Source organism: Kitasatospora viridis, from assembly GCF_007829815.1.
GTDB lineage: Bacteria > Actinomycetota > Actinomycetes > Streptomycetales > Streptomycetaceae > Kitasatospora > Kitasatospora viridis.
On record NZ_VIWT01000001.1, the window covers coordinates 3,122,078 to 3,138,366 of the forward strand.

Here is a 16,289-nt window from a genome sequence, read left to right on the forward strand (position 1 = left end):
GCCGATCGCCTGCGCACGGCGCGACGAATCGGGCAGTTGGGGAGGTACGGACGATTCGGTGGGGAAGTTTTGCCAAGGTGTGACCAGAGATGATCGCAGTGTCGACACATCGATGGCCAGTGCTGGTAAGGGCGGTGACGCCGCGGGCGATGGCCGTGTCAGTGGTCCACCCTCGCACAGTGGTTGAGACCATTTCAGCAGCTACCGGCCACCTTCCGGCGAAAACCGGACGTTCCGGCAGGTGGTGGCTGTGGCCAGATTGCAGATTGGTACAGACCTGTTGACCTGATGCGGGCGCAGGCCCTACGTTCGGCGCAATCCGCGGAAGCAGGTCGGGCCGGGTGCGCACCCGGCCGGGCCCAGGTAGACCTCCCCCCACGAGCGCCCGGCAGCCCACACGGCCGGGCGCGAACCCTGGAGCGACCATGCCCGAACGCGCCTTTGCCGCGCGGCAGGTCGAGCGACCCCAGCGCGCTCGACGTCCCCTTCGCAATGCCACGGCCCTCGCCACCGCCACCGCCCTGGTGGCCGGTGCGGCAGGCCTCGCCACCCTGTTCGGCGGCTCCGCCGCGGGTGCCGCCGGCGTCAACCTGCTGACCAACGGCGACTTCGAGACCGGCACGCTGGCGGGCTGGACCTGCTCCGGCGGACTCGGCAGCATCACCGGCACCGCCCCGCACGGCGGCAGCTACGCGCTGCAGGCGGCCGCCTCGGCCGCCGACACCGCGCAGTGCTCGCAGACCGTCACCGTGGCGCCCAACACCACCTACAGCCTGTCCGGCTGGCTGAAGGGCAGCTACACCTACCTCGGGGTGACCGGCACCGGCACCACCGACACCAACACCTGGGGCTCGAACGCGAACTGGGCGAACCTCAGCACCAGCTTCACCACCGGCGCGAGCACCACCTCGGTGACCGTGTACACCCACGGCTGGTACGGCCAGGGCACCTACTACGCGGACGACCTCTCGCTGACCGGCCCCGGCGGCGGCAGCACCAGCGCCTCGCCCACGCAGAGCGCGTCGCAGAGTGCCTCGCCGAGCCAGAGTGCCTCGCCGAGCCAGAGCGCGAGCTCCAGCCCGTCGCAGAGCGCCAGTTCCAGCCCCTCGCAGAGCGCCTCGCCCTCGCAGAGCGCGAGCCCGTCCGCCTCCCCGACCGGCGGCGGCACCGCGCCCGGCGGCGACGGCCTGGTCTCGGTCCCGACCGGGGTGAGCGCCAAGGTGCAGAACAACACCGTGACGCTGAGCTGGTCCGCCTCCACCGACGGCGCGCAGAACGGCAACGTCGCGGCGTACAAGGTCTACAGCGGCGCCAACCTGGTGGCCACCTCGATGGGCACCACGGTCACCGTCAGCTCGCTGCTGCCGAACACCGCCTACACCTTCACCGTGCAGGGCTACGACAAGGACGGGCACGCGAGCGCCCAGTCCGCGGGCGTCGCGGCCACCACCGGCGCCGCGCCGACCGGTGCCGTGAAGTCGGCCTACTTCGCGCAGTGGGGCATCTACGGCAACGCCTACTACCCGAGCAGCCTGGTGAAGACCGGCGCCGCCGCGGGCCTGAACACGGTCACCTACGCGTTCGAGAACATCGACCCGACCAACCAGACCTGCTTCGAGACGGTCAAGGCGGCCGACACCAACGACGCCGACCCGAACGCCGGTGACGGCGCGGGCGATGCCTTCGCCGACTACCAGAAGAGCTACACCGGCGACGTCAGCGTGGACGGCAGCACCGACGCGTGGAGCCAGCCGATCAAGGGCAACTTCAACCAGATCCGCGAGCTGAAGGCCAAGAACCCGAACCTCAGGTTCACCCTCTCGCTGGGCGGTTGGACCTACTCGAAGTACTTCTCGGACGTCGCCGCCACCGACGCCTCGCGCAAGAAGTTCGTCTCCTCGTGCATCGACATGTTCATCAAGGGCAACCTGCCCACCGGGATCTCGGGTGACGCCTCCGGCGGCCAGGGCGCCGGCGCGGGCCTCTTCGACGGCATCGACATCGACTGGGAGTACCCGGCCTCGGCCGGCGGCCACGCCGGCAACCACTACTCCGCTGCCGACACCGCGAACTACACGGCGCTGCTCGCCGAGTTCCGCAACGAGCTGGACGCCTACGGGTCCAGCATCGGCAAGCACTTCCTGCTGACCGCGGCGCTGCCGAGCGGCCAGGACAAGATCACCAACGTGCAGACCGACCAGATCGGCAAGTACCTGGACTACGGCAACATCATGTCCTACGACATGCACGGCGGTTGGGAGACCACCGGTGCCACCAACTTCCAGGACCCGCTGTACACCAGCCCGAACGACCCGAGCACCCCGATCGCCCCGGGCACCGAGAAGTACACCGTGGACAACGCGGTGAACGCCTTCATCAACGGCGACCCGGCCTACGGCATCAAGGGCGGCTTCCCGGCGGGCAAGCTGGTGCTGGGCGTGCCGTTCTACTTCCGCGGCTGGACCGGCGTCCAGGCCGGCTCGAACAACGGCCTCTACCAGGCCGCCACCGGCCCGTCCGCGGCCCAGGCCACCAGCCAGTCGGCCGGCGTGGCGTTCTGGAAGGAGCTGGTGGCCACCGGCAAGACCGCGGCGGCCAACGTGCACTGGGACCCGACCACCCAGAGCTCCTGGATCTACGACGGCACCAACTTCTTCACCGGCGACACCCCGCAGGCCATCACGGCCCGCGGCGCGTACGCCACCAGCAAGGGCCTGGGCGGAATCTTCGCCTACTCGCTGGAAGGTGACGACCCGTCCGGCAGCCTGGTCAACGCGATGACCGGCAGCATGAAGTAAGCAGCCCGGCGTTGCGGCCCCCGGTGCCCACCGGCACCGGGGGCCGCAACGTCCTAGCTGTCGTCAGCACCTGTTAGTCTCAGCCGATTTCCGCCGCGGCCAAGCCGGCGGACAAACGGGGTAACAAGGACGGAATCATGGCAATTCGCCGGGCCAAGCAGAAGGCGCAGGTCATCGAGAAGCTCTCCCAGGTGGCGCCGCCCGGGGAGCAGTTCATCGCCTGCGTGCACGTCGAGACCGGGCCGAGCCCGTGGCTGAACGCGATCTTCGACGAGGTCCCGGGTCTCGGCCTGATCGTCGCGCTGACCCGGAAGTTCTACTTCCTCACCCTCACCAGCAGCTCGGTCGTGGTGAACAACGCCAGCCGCTGGACCAACCGCCCCGGCGAGGTCGTCGCGGTCTTCCCGCGGCACGGCTTCCCGGTCAGCCGGGTGAAGCGGGCCACCATCTGGAGCTCGATGTACCTCCAGCTGCCCACCGACAGCAAGCCGAAGCGCCTCAACATCCACCGCTACTGGCGCAACGAGCTGGACCAGCTGAGCGCGGCCTTCCCGCCCGGATCGGTCGACCCGGGCTCGCAGGCCTTCGAGTTCGCCCCGCAGCCCGGCGCGCCGATGCCGTTCCCGCAGCAGGGCCAGCCCTACCCGGGCCCGCAGGACGGCATGCCGGGCCAGCCCTACCCGGGCCAGCCGGGCGCCCCGGTGCCGCCGCAGGCCGGCGCCCCGATGCCCCCGCAGCAGCAGCCCTACCCGGGCCAGACCCCGCCGCCCTTCCCGCAGCAGCAGGGCCAGCCCTACCCGGCCCCGCAGCCCGGCGCCCCGGTCCCGCCGCCGGGCACCAACCCGTACACCGGCCAGCCGGGCCAGCCGGGCTACGCCCCGCACCCGGACCAGATGTGACGCAGCCTCGACTGAGGTGAACCAGCGTCGGGCCCGCACCCCATGGGTGCGGGCCCGACGCGTTCCCGGTTTCTACGGGCGCTCCAGCTCCAGCTCCGCCACCCGCTCCGGGTCGGCCAGGATGTTGATCTCCACCACCTTGCCGTCGGCCACCGTGAACGACATCACCGAGAACACCTTGCCCTGCGGCGCGGTGACCAGGCCGTAGGCGCCGTTGACCAGGGCCAGCTCGGAGTACTGCGAGAACCGCTGGAACGTGATCGCCTGCGAGGCCACCGCCTGGGCACCGCGCACCAGTCGGCCGACCGCACCCTCGTCCGCGCGCAGCAGCACGTCCGGGTGGAGTACGGACACCAGGGCCTCGAAGTCGCCGCCCCGGGCCGCGGCCAGGAAGGCCTCCACCACCACCCGCTGGCGCGCCGTGTCCGGCTCCTCGGCCGGTGCGGCGCCCTGCACCCGCCTGCGCGCCCGGCTGGCCAACTGGCGAGTGGCAGCAGGGGACTTGTCGATGATGTCGGCGATCTCCTCGAACGGCACGGCGAACATGTCGTGCAGCACGAAGGCCAGCCGCTCCGCCGGGGAGAGCGTCTCCAGCACCACCAGCAGGGCCAGCCCGACCGAGTCGGCGAGCAGCGCCTGCTGCTCGGGGTCGGTGCCCTCGGCGGGCGCGATCACCACGTCGGGCACGTAGGTGTCGTCGAGCGGGTCCTCCCGGCGGGACTTGCGCGAGCGCAGCATGTCCAGGCAGACCCGGCCGACCACGGTGGTCAGCCAGCCGCCCAGGTTGTCGATCCGCTCGCTGTCCGAGCGGCTCAGCCGCAGCCAGGCCTCCTGGACCGCGTCCTCGGCCTCGCCCAGCGAGCCCAGCATCCGGTAGGCCACCGCGCGCAGGTGGCCCCGGTCGGCCTCGAAGCGCTCCGCCAGCCAGTCGTGCTCAGTCATGATCTTCGCCTCCCCGTCGGGACAGTTCCTACCACTGACGGATGCCGGCGGCGAAGTGTGACCGCCGGGCCGTGCGGAGCAGAATGGAGCACGTGATGATCGATCAGTTCACCTCGCAGGCCTGGGAGGCGCTCGGCGGCGCCCCGGAGGCCGCCGGCGCGGTCGCGTTCCGTGAGCAGCCGGGGGCGCTGCCTTCCCGGCTCCCGGTGCTGGCGATGGCCCGGGCGACCGTCGCCGCCTGCTCGCTGGCCGCCGCCGAGCTGCTGGCCGAGCGCAGCGGCACCGAGCCCGCGCCGGTGCTGGTGGACGAGGGCGCGGTGGACGCCGCCTTCCGCAGCGAGAAACTGCTGCTGATCGACGGCGAGCCGGGGGCCACCTTCGCGCCGTACTCGGGCTTCTGGCGCACCGCCGACGGGGGCTGGGTGCGCACCCACGCCAACTACCCGCACCACCGGGCCCGGCTGCTCGCCGCGCTCGGCCTGGCGGCGGACGCCACCCCCGAGCAGCTCGGCGCCGAACTGGCCCGCCGCACGGCGCTGGAGGTGCAGGAGACGGCCTACCCGGCCGGCGCCCTCGCGGTGGCGGTCGGCGACGCGGTGCCCACCGACCACCCGCTGGTCGCCTGCGGCGTGCCCGGGTCGAGCGAACGCCGCCTCGCGCCGGCCGCCCTCCCGGCCGCCGGGGTCCGGGTGCTCGACCTGACCCGGGTGATCGCCGGCCCGGTCGCCACCCGCACCCTGGGCCTGCTCGGCGCCGACGTGCTGCGGGTGGACTCGCCCCGGCTGCCGGAGAGCGCCGACGCGCACGCCGACACCGGCTTCGGCAAGCGCTCCACCCTGCTCGACCTGGCCGAGCCGGGCGACCTGGCGGTGCTGCGCGAGCTGGCCGAGGGCGCCGACGTGGTGATCACCGGCTACCGACCCGGTGCGCTGGACCGGTTCGGGCTGACCGCCGAACAGCTCCCCGGCGCGGTGCTGGTGCAGCTGGACGCCTGGGGCCGGCAGGGCCCGTGGGCCGGCCGGCGCGGCTTCGACAGCCTGGTGCAGGCCGGCACCGGGATCGCGATGCTGGAGTCCCCCGACGGCGAGCGGCCCGGCGTGCTGCCCGCCCAGGCGCTGGACCACGGCACCGGCTACCTGATCGCGGCGGGCGTGCTGCGCGCGCTGACCGAGCGTCAACGAACCGGCCGCACCCACCGGTTGCGCTACGCGCTGGCCGCCACGGCGCACTGGCTGCTCACCGCCCCGCGCCCGGAGCCGACCGCGGGCCCCGTGCCCGCCTTCGACCCCGCGCCCCACCTGACGCACACCGCCTCCCCGTACGGCCGGCTGCACCACGCCCGCTCCCCGCTCGGCAACCTGGGCGCGCCGCGGGACTGGCCCGCCGGGCCGGGCCGCTGGGGCACCGATCGCCCCGAGTGGCTGACGGGCTGAACGAATCGTCTGCCGGACACCTGAGGTTCAGTCAGCTGTCGCCAATTCACCGCGACTTCACCACTGAACCGTCAACGCCTCCTGTTGCGTTAAGGCTCGCTGTGGCAGCCTGTGGCACGCGTGCAGGGGGGTCGCAACGGCAGCTCCCCGCAGGCGTTCTACGCGCGTTCCGGTCGCGGGCGCGCGCTTCGTGCCCGCAGGCGCCCAGAGAGGGAGCAGGATGCGCAGGAGCAAGTTGCTGGCGCTCTCGCTGACCGCGGGGTTGGGGCTCGGGATGGTCACCGCCGGTGCGGCGAGTGCCAACCCCGACCACCACCACCCGCAGCAGAGCAGCTGTCAGATCTCGGCCGACGGCCGTGACGTGCAGCACGTGATCTACCTGCAGTTCGACAACGTGCACTTCACCCGGGACAACCCGAACGTGCCCTCCGACCTTGAGCAGATGCCGCACCTGCTCAACTTCCTGGAGGACAACGGCACGGTGGACACCAACCACCACACGCCGCTGATCGCGCACACCGGCAACGACATCCTGACCTCGATCACCGGCCTGTACGGCGACCGGCAGGGCCAGGCGGTCTCCAACTCGTACCGGTACTACAACCCGGACGGCACCTCCAACTCGGCCAGCACCTTCGCCTACTGGACCGACGGCGTGGCCGACTCCTCGGTGCCGACCCCGAGCGACTCCGCCCCGACCATGGTCGGCCAGGACGGCAAGATGGCCCCGGCGCCGTGGGCCGCCTACACCAAGGCGGGCTGCGACTTCGGCACCGTCTCCACGGCCAACACGGTGCTGGAGAACACCACCGTCGACATCAACAAGGTGTTCGGCGCGAGCTCCCCGCAGGCCGCCGAGGCCAAGGCCGACCCGACCAAGGCCCAGGCCGACTACGTCGGCATCGGCGTGCACTGCGCCAAGGACTCCAAGGTCTGCGCCAAGGGCACCACCAGCCCCGACCTGCTGCCCGACGAGCCCGGCGGCTACAACGGCTACCAGGCGCTGTTCGGCGCCAAGGCGGTCGACCCGGCGATCAGCGCCGACGGCGTGGTGCGCTCCACCGCCGGTACCCCGATCGCCGACTACAAGGGCAACCCGGGCTTCCCCGGCTTCGACTCGATGACCGCCGACAACTCGCTCGGCTACGTGGCCCAGATGCAGGAGTCCGGCGTGCCGGTCACCTACGCCTACATCTCGGACGCGCACGACCAGCACGGCGCGAACACCGGCGCGATGGGCCCCGGCGCGGCCCCCTACACGGCCCAGCTGAAGTCCTACGACAACGCCTTCGCCTCGTTCTTCTCCCGGCTGAACAAGGACGGCATCAACAAGAGCAACACGCTCTTCGTCGTCACCGCCGACGAGAACGACCACTTCGTCGGCGGGCAGCCGACCCCGGCGAACTGCGACGGCGTCACGGTGGCGTGCAACTACTCGCAGATCGGCGAGGTGAACGCCAACGCCCGCGGCCTGCTGGCCACCCAGCAGGGCGTCACCACCCCGTTCCAGGTGCACGCCGACTCGGCGCCGAACTTCTACCTGAACGGCAACCCCGGCGCGGACGACCCGAAGACCCGGGCCTTCGAGCAGGCCTGGTCCAAGGTGACGGCGGTCAACCCGATCACCGGGAAGACCGACACCATCTCCAGCTTCCTGGCCGACCGGGCGGAGCAGAAGATCCTGCACATGCAGACCGGTGACCCGCTGCGGACGCCGACCTTCACCTCCTTCTCCGACCCGAACTACTTCGTCTACGCGGGCGGGGCCAACTGCACCTCGGCCTCGGCCTGCGTGGCGCTCGGCCCGGCCTACGCCTGGAACCACGGCGACTTCTCGCCCGACATCAACACCACCTGGCTGGGCCTGGTCGGCCCGGGCGTGAAGCACGAGGGCGTGACCAACAAGGTCTGGTCGGACCACACCGACATCCGCCCGACCATGCTGTCGCTGCTCGGCCTGACCGACCCGTACACCCACGACGGCCGGGTGCTCACCGAGTTCATCGACAACAGCGCCCGTCCGGGCAACCTGCGCGGCCACCACGGCGAGGACTACCAGCAGCTGGCCGCGGCCTACAAGCAGCTGGACGCCGGCGTGGGCGCCTTCGCGGCCGCCACCCTGAAGGCCTCGACCGCCAACGTCGAGTCCACCAGCCCGGGCGACCTGCAGTACCAGGTGGCCACCGCCAAGCTGGCCGCGCTCGGCGACCAGCGCGACGCGCTGGCCGGCCAGATCGCCAAGGTGCTGGACGCGGACGCGTTCGGCCACCAGCGGATGGACCAGCCGCAGGCCGACCGGCTCACCGAGCAGGCCGACGCGCTGATCAAGCAGGCCCAGCAGCTGGCCGGCTGACCCCGCACCAGTCGCTCCTCGAAGCCGCCGCCCCGGGCCCGTGCCCGGGGCGGCGGGTTCGGTTCCGGGTGGTTGTGGGCATGCCACTCAGGCGTTGCCCAGGCAACACCCGGTGGTCATGCGGCCACGAAATCGTTTGGGCGGACAACAAATGGGGAAGGACCGCATGCCACGACCACCGTCACCCGCCAGGCTCGGCGAACGAGCCCTGGCCTGGGCCTTCCTGCTGCCCTCACTGGCCGTCTTCGCGGTCTTCCTCGGCTACCCGCTCTACCGCACGCTCTACCTGAGCACGCACGCCAACGACCTGTTCGGCGCGCCCACCCGGTACATCGGCCTCCAGCACTACGCCGACCTGCTCGGCTCCGCCGAGTTCGCCCGCACCCTCGCCACCACCGGGCTCTTCGTCCTGCTCACCGTGCTGCCCGGAGTGCTCGGCGCGCTCGCCCTGGTGCTGCTGCTGGAGAGCCGGATCCGCGGCGTGCGGGCCTTCCGCTCGGCCTTCGCGCTGCCCTTCGCCTTCTCGGTGGCCAGCGCCTCGGTGGTCTTCGGCGTCTTCTACAACCCGGCCACCGGCGTGCTCGACGGGATCCTGTCGCGGCTCGGCATCGGACCGGTCGCCTGGCTGACCGACTCGAACTGGGCGCTGGTCTCGGTCGCCCTGGTCACGGTCTGGCTCAACCTCGGCTACAACGTCCTGGTGCTCTCCGCCGGGCTCGGCTCGATCACCCCGGAGATCACCGAGGCGGCCAGGCTGGACGGCGCCGGCGGCTGGCGGCTGGCCCGCTCGGTCACCGTGCCGCTGCTCGGCCCGCACCTCTTCTTCCTGGTCGTGGTCTCCACCATCAACTCGCTGCAGGCGCTGGGGCAGATCAACATCCTCACGCTGGGCGGCCCGGACCACTCCACCACCACGCTGAACTACGGGATCTACGAGAAGGCCTTCGCCAACGGCTCCAGCGACTTCGGCTCGGCCAGCGCGCAGGCCGTGGTGCTGCTGCTGGTGGTGCTCGCCTGCACCGCGGTGCAGTTCGGCGTGGTCGAGCGGAAGGTGCACTACTCGTGAGGACCGTCCTGGGCCGCGCCGCGGTCTACCTGCTGCTCGGGGTGGCCGCACTGGCCGTCTGCTTCCCCATCTACTACGTGCTGGCCGGCGCCTTCATGACGCCCGCCGACCTGGCCACCTACCCGCCCGCGCTGCTGCCGCACCACGTGACCCTGGGCAACTTCGGCGGCGCCGCCCGCTCGGTGCCGCTCGGCCGGCAGTACCTCAACTCGGTGCTGGTGGCCACCGTGATCACCCTCGCCCAGCTGCTCACCTCGATCCTGGCCGCCTACGCGCTGGTCTTCCTGCCGCTGCGCGGGCGCGGCGCGGTCTTCGGGATCTTCCTGGCCACCCTGATGGTGCCGTGGGAGGCCGTGATCATCCCCAACTACCTGACGCTGTCCGACTGGGGACTGAGCAACAGCTACTCCGCGCTGGTGCTGCCCTTCCTGGCCTCCGCCTTCGGCACCTTCATGCTCCGTCAGGCCTTCCGGCAGTTCCCGGCCGAACTGCGGGACGCGGCCCGGATCGACGGCGCCGGCCACTGGCGGTTCCTCTGGCGGATCCTGGTGCCGCTGAACAAGCCGGCGCTGGCCGCGATCGCCGTCTACGTCTTCCTCTCGGCCTGGAACCAGTACTTCTGGCCGCTGATCATCACCCGCACCGCGCAGATGCAGACCCTGCAGATCGGCCTGGCGAGCCTGCGCAGCGCGGACAACGCCGACCCCGGGCTGATCCTCGCCGGGGTGCTGCTCTCGCTGCTGCCGACGCTGCTCCTGGTGGTCTTCGGCCAGCGCTTCATCGTGCGCGGGCTGACCGCCGGCGCGGTCCGGTGAACCACATCCCCGTAGGAGAAGGAGACAGACACGTGCGCAAGCTGCTGGCAGCGACGGTGGTGGCGGGCCTGGCCCTGACCGCCTGCAGTTCCTCGACCGGGAGCGGCGGTGACGCGGCGGGCTCGGCGCCCGGCGCCCAGGCGCTCGCCGACGCCAAGGGGGTGACCACGGTCACCTTCTGGCACGCCATGACCGGGACCAACGCCACCGTGCTGAACAAGCTGGTGGACCAGTTCAACCAGGAGCACCAGGGCAAGATCGAGGTCAAGCCGGTCTTCCAGGGCACCTACGACGACGTGATCGCCAAGTACAAGGCCTCGGTGCAGCAGAAGGGCACCCCGTCGCTGGTGCAGGTCTACGACATCGGCACCCGGTTCATGATCGACTCCAAGCAGACCGTCCCGGCCCAGGCCTTCGCCGACAAGGACGGCTACTCGCTGAGCGACCTGCAGCCCGGCATCCGCAACTACTACACGGCCGGCGGCAAGTTGGCCTCGATGCCCTTCAACTCCTCGATGCCGCTGCTCTACCTGAACGCCGACGCCTTCAAGGCGGCCGGCCTGGACCCGAGCAAGCCGCCGCAGACCCTGGCCGAGCTGGGCGACGACGCCAAGAAGCTGACGGTCAAGGACGCCAGCGGGCAGACCACCCAGTACGGCTTCGGCGCGGCGATCTACGGCTGGTTCGTCGAGGAGCTGCTGGCCGAGTCCGGCACCCTCTACTGCGACCAGGGCAACGGCCGGGACGCCAAGGCCACCAAGGTGGTCTACGACAGCAGCCAGGGCGTCCAGGTGCTCCAGTGGTGGGCCGACCTGGTCAAGGGCGGCTACGCGGTCAACACCGGCCCGGTCACCGCGGACGCCCAGGCCGCCTTCAAGGCCGGCCGGATGGCGATGAACCTGGAGTCCACCGGCGTGCTCGGCGGCTACGTGCAGGCGGCCAAGTTCCAGGTGGCCACCGCGCCCTACCCGAAGATCAACGCCGGCGACCCTGGCGGCCCGGCGATCGGCGGCGCCTCGCTCTGGATCGACGGCCCGGGCCACTCGGCCGCCGAGCAGCGGGCCTCCTGGGAGTTCGCCAAGTGGCTGGACGAGCCCGCCCAGCAGGCCGCCTGGCACACCGGCACCGGCTACTTCCCGGTGAACACCAAGGCGCTCGACGACCCGACCGACAAGGCCTGGCTGGCGAAGAACCCCCAGTTCCAGACCGCGATCGACGAGTTGAACGCGACCAAGCCCTCGCCCGCCAACGCGGGCTGCCTGCTCGGCGTGATGCCGCAGGCCCGCAAGGGCGTGGAGGACGCGATCCAGCAGACCATCAGCGGCTCCAAGACCGCCCAACAGGCGCTCAGCGACGCGGCCAAGGCGATCCAGCCGGCCATCGACTCCTACAACCAGTCCGTGGGCTGACCCGCCCGGCCCGCCCGGCCCGCCTGACCAGGGGGACGGCCGACCGGTGAGCAGCGCCGGTCGGCTGTTCCCACTGATCGCATAGGATGTCCGGCCGAGGGGGCCGGTGCGGGGAAGAGGAACCAGGTGCGCGGAGCGAGCGCAGACGAGGGCACGAAGGACTACGGGTCGAGGACCGGCCGGATCTGGCTGCTCCCTGTCCGCAGACACCACGCCTTGCTGTTGGGCTGGACGGTGCTCTGGTTCCTGATCGTCGAACCCAGCGGCGGCGTCTCCTGGCACTACCTGCGCGAGGGCGAGCAACTGCTCTTCACCAAGCAGGGCGGCGGTGGCCTGTCGCTCTACGCGCACCACCCCGAACTGCAGATCGGCCCGGTCAGCCTGCTGGCCGCCCGGCTCTTCTCGCCGTTCTCCGACCACCTGGGCCAAGTGCTGGCCGAGGGCACCATGTCGGTGCTCGGGCTGGTGATGCTGGTCCTGGTCGGGCGCACCGCCGCCTGGTACTACCGCGGCACCGGCACCAACCACCGCCGGCTCCAGCAGCGGATCCTGATCGCGGGCCTGGCCTTCATCCCGATGTGGGTCGAGGTCTCGGTCCGGTTCGCGCACCTCGACGACGTGCTGGCGCTCTTCTTCACCATGCTCGCGGTGCACGCGCTGGTGCGGCAGCAACCCGTCGCGGTCGGCATCTTCCTGGCCCTCGCGGTGGACTCCAAACCGTGGGCGATCTCCTTCCTGCCGCTGATCCTGGCGCTGCCCCGGCAGTACTGGTGGCGCACCTTCCTCTGGTTCTGCGGCCTGGTCGCGATCGCCTGGCTGCCGTTCTACCTGGGCAACCTGGGCTCGATGGCGGCGGCCAAGTTCACCATCCCCAACCAGCCCGCCTCCTCGCTGCGCTGGCTGGGCGTCTCCGACCCGTCCACCCCGGTGTGGGACCGGCCGGCCCAGTTCGCGATCGGCATGGGCCTGGGCGTCCTGGCGGTGCGGCGCGGGCGCTGGCCGGCCGTGGTGCTGGTCGGGGCGAACGCCCGGATCCTGCTCGACCCGAGCGTCTACACCTACTACACGGCCTCGATCCTGCTCGGCACCCTGCTCTGGGACGCGGTCGGCCAGCGCCGCCTGGTCCCGTGGTGGAGCTGGATCGCGCTGGCCGCGCTCTACGGCGGCGCGCTCGCGCCGGTCTCCGACTCGACCAAGGGCATGGTCCGGCTGGCCTTCGTGGTGGTCTCCACCGCCTACGTGCTGCTCTGGCCGACCAAACAGCCGCGCAAGCGCGGCCGGGCCGGCCGCGGCAGGGGCTCCGGCCGGCGCGGCGGCACCCCGGTGGAGCGGCCCACCCTGGCGCTCACCCCGGTCGCCGCACCGGTCGGCGCCCCGGTGCCCGCCCAGGGCGGCGGCCGCCGGGCCCGCGGCCGCGGCGGCCCGGTGCCGCGCGAGGGCGAGAACCGGGCGCCCGCGGCGACCCGCTAAGCCTGCGTCACTTCGGTGCCGGCCGGCCCGAAGAGCGCCCGGACCAGCAGCAGCCCGAGCGCCGCGCCGGCCAGCTGGCCCAGCAGGTAGCCCGGCACCGAGGCGGGGGCGATCCCGGTGAAGCTGTCGTTCACCGCCCGGGCCAGGGTGAGCGCCGGGTTGGCGAAGCTCCCGGACGGGGTGCCCCAGATCCCGGCGGCGATCCAGGCCGCCACGGCCACCGGCGCGTACCGGGCCCGCCCGGCCCGGCCCAGCCCGAAGACGACCAGCAGTAGCACCGCGGTGGCCACCAGCTCGCCGGTCCACACCCCGGGGCCGCTGCGGCCGGTCCGGGCCGCGCCGATCGTGCCGGTGTCGAACATCAGCCCGGCCAGCACCGACCCGGCGATCCCGCCGAGCAGCTGCGCAGCCGCGTAGCCGGCGGCCTGGCGCCCGGGCAGCGCGCCGGGCGCGCCCCGCCCGGTCCACCAGACCCCGGCGGTGACCAGCGGGTTCAGGTGCGCCCCGGAGACCGGCGCGAGCAGCGCGATCAGCACGCCGAGGGTGCAGACCGAGGCGAGGGTGTTGGCCAGCAGCTGCACGCCGACGTCCTGGCTGAGCGCGGCGGCCTGGATGCCGGAGCCGATCAGCGCCAGGGCCAGCACGCCGGTGCCGACCGCTTCGGCGGCCAGCCGCCGGCCGAGCGGGATAGGTAGGATCATTCGTCCATTTTCGGGTTCAGCCGGTCCGCGCCGCCAGACCGTCCGGATAGCGGATGCCGGACGGCGCCGCCGATCGGGCTTGACCCTCACGTGACGTCAGGATCGAGGGTGGAACCCAAGCGAGGAGGAGACCGATGAGCGGTGGCAACGAGGGGTACTCGGTCGGCCAGGTGGCGAAGATCGCCAAGGTGACCGTGCGCACCCTGCACCACTACGACGGGATCGGCCTGCTGTCGCCCTCCGGGCGCACCGCCGCCGGGTACCGCAGGTACCGGGACGGCGACCTGGACCGGCTGCAGCAGATCCTGTTCTACCGCGCCCTCGGATTCCCCTTGGAGGAGATCGCGGCCATCCTGGACGACCCCGACAGCCGCCCCCGCGACCACCTGCGGCGCCAGCACGCGCTGCTGAGGGACCGGATCCGGCAGCTGGAGGAGTTGGCCACGGCCGTGGAACACGCCATGGAGGCAGAGAAGATGGGCATCCAACTGACGCCCGAGGAGAAGTTCGAGCTCTTCGGCCCCGACTACGACGAGTCCTGGGAGCAGGAGGCGGAGCAGCGCTGGGGCAACACCGAGGCCTGGGCCGAGTCGCAGCGCCGCACCGGGTCCTACAGCAAGGAGGACTGGGCGCGGATCCAGGTCGAGGCCGACGCGCTCAACGAGCGGCTGGCCGCGGCCCTGAAGGCCGGCCTGCCGGCCTCCGGCGAGGAGGCGATGGACCTGGCGGAGGAGCACCGCAGGCACATCTGCGACAACTTCTACGACTGCACCCCCGCCATCCACCGCGGCCTGGGCTGCCTCTACACCGACGACCCGAGGTTCACCGCGAACTTCGAGAAGCTGGCCGAGGGCCTGGCCGTCTGGCTCCGCGAGGCGATCACGGCCAACGCCGACCGGATCGAGCGCGCGGGCGCCTGACGGCGGCTCACGAGGGTGTTCCGAGGCCGCCGGAAAAAACTTCGGAACCACCTGCAACCCCCCGGGGGGATGGACGTCTATCAGGTTGAGAGCGAGGGGAACGGGACCGGCCAGGAGGCCAGCGCCTCGGTCGGAGCTCTCCGAATCTGCGACTTCCACACCCTTGGGGGGTTACGCCATGCGCGCGTCCGTTATCAGCCGTTTTGCGAAGATCGTCACGCCGGCCGCCGCGGTTGCCGACACCTCCTGGGTGCGTCGCCTGGCGGCGACCGTCCCGCTGGCGGCCGTGCTGATGACGGGCGCGGTGGCCTGCGGTCCGACCGGCGCCGCCCACGCCCCGGCCACCGGTGGGGCGGGCAGCCCGTCGGTCGCGGTGCCGGGCGCGGGCGTCTCGCCGGTGGCCACCCCGTCGGCCGCCCCGAGCACGTCCAGCACCCCCGGCGTTCAGACCGACCCGGGCGCGCCTTCGGCCGCGCCGAGCTCCCCGTCCGCCGCCCCGAGCTCCCCGTCCGCTGCCCCGAGCCGGAGTGCCGCGCCGTACAAGGCCTCCGCGGCTGCCGCGGGCGACACCAACCCCGCGCAGGAGGTGGCGATCAGCTTCCACGGCCTGGCCGGCACCGAGCTGCCGGTGGCCGGCACCGCGCCGACCACCAACGGCTTCACCGTGACCTGGACCAACACCAGCGGTCACCGGATCGACGCCGTCGCCCCGGTGGTCGCCGCCCAGCACTACCAGGGCGCCCGCTGCCGGCAGACCAGCGAGGTCCAGGGCAACCTGCAGCGCCTGGACGGCTCGCACTGGACCGACCTGCCGCTCAGCCAGGGCACCGGCATGGACTACGCGTACACCGGCGACCCGGTCGCCTTCGCGCTGGCCCCGGGGGCCAGCCGCACCATCAGCTACCGGCTCGGCCTGGGCGCGGACAACGCCCCCGGCACCCTCGACATCGAGGCCGACGCCGTCCGCCCGGTGTCCGCCGACTCCCACCCGTTCCTCACCCGGGCCGTCCAGCCGGTCACCGTGGCCGACGCCCACCGGCCGACCGCCGCGATGCCCACCATGACCCCGCGCCCGACCTCGGTCGCGGTCGGCGGGCCGGCCGCCGAGGTCCAGGTAGAGGCGGGCAACTTCACCGGTGCGCCGATGGGTTGGCTGAAGCCGCGGCTGCTGCTGGCCGACCCGGCGGGCCTGCTCCGGGCCCAGGACGTCACGGTCGAGGTGATGGCCAACGGCAACTGGACGAAGCTCCCGGTGAGCGAGGACTGCGACGGCATCACGGCGGACGCCTCGGCGGTGCAGGTGCTGTCGGCGCCGAGCGGGCGGGTCTTCGAGTACGAGTTCCGGTTCGCCCTGGCGCCGACCACCGCCCAGGGGATCGGCAAGCTCACCGTCGCGGCCGGGGCGATCGGCGACGGCCACTACGCCGCGCCGGTCTCCACCGAGGTCTCCGTGACCCGCTGACGGTCGCCGGTACCGCAGCCT

The 16,289-nt window shown here is 72.0% G+C and carries 12 protein-coding genes; 10 read left to right on the forward strand and 2 right to left on the reverse strand.

Translation table 11 applies throughout. The annotated features are described in order from the left end of the window. Nucleotides 1–425: 425 nt before the first annotated feature. Both FHX73_RS13880 and FHX73_RS13885 read left to right on the forward strand, forming a co-directional pair. Nucleotides 426–2,798: a glycosyl hydrolase family 18 protein gene (locus FHX73_RS13880; RefSeq protein ID WP_145905308.1), complete on the forward strand. Its 2,373-nt coding sequence runs from the start codon at nucleotides 426–428 to the stop codon at nucleotides 2,796–2,798. 137 nt (nucleotides 2,799–2,935) lie between these two features. Continuing rightward, nucleotides 2,936–3,697: a hypothetical protein gene (locus FHX73_RS13885; protein WP_145905309.1), complete on the forward strand. Its 762-nt coding sequence runs from the start codon at nucleotides 2,936–2,938 to the stop codon at nucleotides 3,695–3,697. A gap of 72 nt (nucleotides 3,698–3,769) precedes the next feature. On the opposite strand, the gene sigJ is transcribed toward FHX73_RS13885, so the two are convergent. Further along, on the reverse strand, nucleotides 3,770–4,639 hold the full coding sequence (gene sigJ / locus FHX73_RS13890; protein ID WP_145905310.1) for an RNA polymerase sigma factor SigJ: 870 nt from the start codon (nucleotides 4,637–4,639) through the stop codon (nucleotides 3,770–3,772). Between the two features lie 95 nt (nucleotides 4,640–4,734). Between sigJ and FHX73_RS13895 the strand changes: the two genes are divergently transcribed. From FHX73_RS13895 to FHX73_RS13920, 6 genes are all read left to right on the forward strand, one after another. Beyond that, entirely contained in the window at nucleotides 4,735–6,072 is a 1,338-nt protein-coding gene (locus FHX73_RS13895) for a CoA transferase (protein ID WP_211786192.1), read from the forward strand. A 220-nt stretch (nucleotides 6,073–6,292) separates the two neighbouring features. Then, nucleotides 6,293–8,425: an alkaline phosphatase family protein gene (locus tag FHX73_RS13900; protein ID WP_145905312.1), complete on the forward strand. Its 2,133-nt coding sequence runs from the start codon at nucleotides 6,293–6,295 to the stop codon at nucleotides 8,423–8,425. 166 nt (nucleotides 8,426–8,591) lie between these two features. Continuing rightward, nucleotides 8,592–9,491 (forward strand): carbohydrate ABC transporter permease, encoded by a 900-nt coding sequence (locus FHX73_RS13905; RefSeq protein ID WP_246213512.1) that lies wholly within the window; start codon nucleotides 8,592–8,594, stop codon nucleotides 9,489–9,491. Continuing rightward, the gene (locus tag FHX73_RS13910; RefSeq protein ID WP_246213513.1) at nucleotides 9,488–10,306 is read left to right on the forward strand and encodes a carbohydrate ABC transporter permease; all 819 of its coding nucleotides are present in this window, start codon (nucleotides 9,488–9,490) and stop codon (nucleotides 10,304–10,306) included. Before FHX73_RS13905 ends, FHX73_RS13910 begins: the two co-directional genes overlap by 4 nt. 32 nt (nucleotides 10,307–10,338) lie before the next feature. After that, nucleotides 10,339–11,715 (forward strand): ABC transporter substrate-binding protein, encoded by a 1,377-nt coding sequence (locus FHX73_RS13915; protein WP_145905314.1) that lies wholly within the window; start codon nucleotides 10,339–10,341, stop codon nucleotides 11,713–11,715. A 216-nt stretch (nucleotides 11,716–11,931) separates the two neighbouring features. Next, the gene (locus tag FHX73_RS13920) at nucleotides 11,932–13,185 is read left to right on the forward strand and encodes a hypothetical protein (protein ID WP_246213514.1); all 1,254 of its coding nucleotides are present in this window, start codon (nucleotides 11,932–11,934) and stop codon (nucleotides 13,183–13,185) included. Here FHX73_RS13920 and FHX73_RS13925 read toward each other — a convergent pair. Beyond that, the gene (locus FHX73_RS13925) at nucleotides 13,182–13,886 is read right to left on the reverse strand and encodes an aquaporin (protein ID WP_145905315.1); all 705 of its coding nucleotides are present in this window, start codon (nucleotides 13,884–13,886) and stop codon (nucleotides 13,182–13,184) included. The two genes, FHX73_RS13920 and FHX73_RS13925, sit on opposite strands and share 4 nt — an antisense overlap. Before the next feature lie 134 nt (nucleotides 13,887–14,020). Here FHX73_RS13925 and FHX73_RS13930 point away from each other — a divergent pair, with 134 nt between their 5' ends. Together FHX73_RS13930 and FHX73_RS13935 are read left to right on the forward strand one after the other, a co-directional pair. Continuing rightward, complete coding sequence (locus FHX73_RS13930) at nucleotides 14,021–14,806, forward strand: MerR family transcriptional regulator (RefSeq protein ID WP_145905316.1); 786 nt, start codon at nucleotides 14,021–14,023, stop codon at nucleotides 14,804–14,806. Between the two features lie 178 nt (nucleotides 14,807–14,984). Further along, nucleotides 14,985–16,268 carry a hypothetical protein gene (locus FHX73_RS13935; RefSeq protein WP_145905317.1) on the forward strand — a complete coding sequence of 428 codons (1,284 nt, stop codon included), beginning with the start codon at nucleotides 14,985–14,987 and terminating at the stop codon, nucleotides 16,266–16,268. Nucleotides 16,269–16,289: the final 21 nt, after the last annotated feature.

What these genes read in the sequence shown, in the direction of transcription:
- FHX73_RS13880 (WP_145905308.1), top strand. Translation starts at nt 426, where the DNA reads ATGCCCGAACGCGCCTTTGCCGCGCGGCAGGTCGAGCGACCCCAGCGC.
- FHX73_RS13885 (WP_145905309.1), top strand. Translation starts at nt 2,936, where the DNA reads ATGGCAATTCGCCGGGCCAAGCAGAAGGCGCAGGTCATCGAGAAGCTC.
- sigJ (WP_145905310.1), bottom strand. Translation starts at nt 4,639, where the DNA reads ATGACTGAGCACGACTGGCTGGCGGAGCGCTTCGAGGCCGACCGGGGC.
- FHX73_RS13895 (WP_211786192.1), top strand. Translation starts at nt 4,735, where the DNA reads ATGATCGATCAGTTCACCTCGCAGGCCTGGGAGGCGCTCGGCGGCGCC.
- FHX73_RS13900 (WP_145905312.1), top strand. Translation starts at nt 6,293, where the DNA reads ATGCGCAGGAGCAAGTTGCTGGCGCTCTCGCTGACCGCGGGGTTGGGG.
- FHX73_RS13905 (WP_246213512.1), top strand. Translation starts at nt 8,592, where the DNA reads ATGCCACGACCACCGTCACCCGCCAGGCTCGGCGAACGAGCCCTGGCC.
- FHX73_RS13925 (WP_145905315.1), bottom strand. Translation starts at nt 13,886, where the DNA reads ATGATCCTACCTATCCCGCTCGGCCGGCGGCTGGCCGCCGAAGCGGTC.
- FHX73_RS13930 (WP_145905316.1), top strand. Translation starts at nt 14,021, where the DNA reads ATGAGCGGTGGCAACGAGGGGTACTCGGTCGGCCAGGTGGCGAAGATC.
- FHX73_RS13935 (WP_145905317.1), top strand. Translation starts at nt 14,985, where the DNA reads ATGCGCGCGTCCGTTATCAGCCGTTTTGCGAAGATCGTCACGCCGGCC.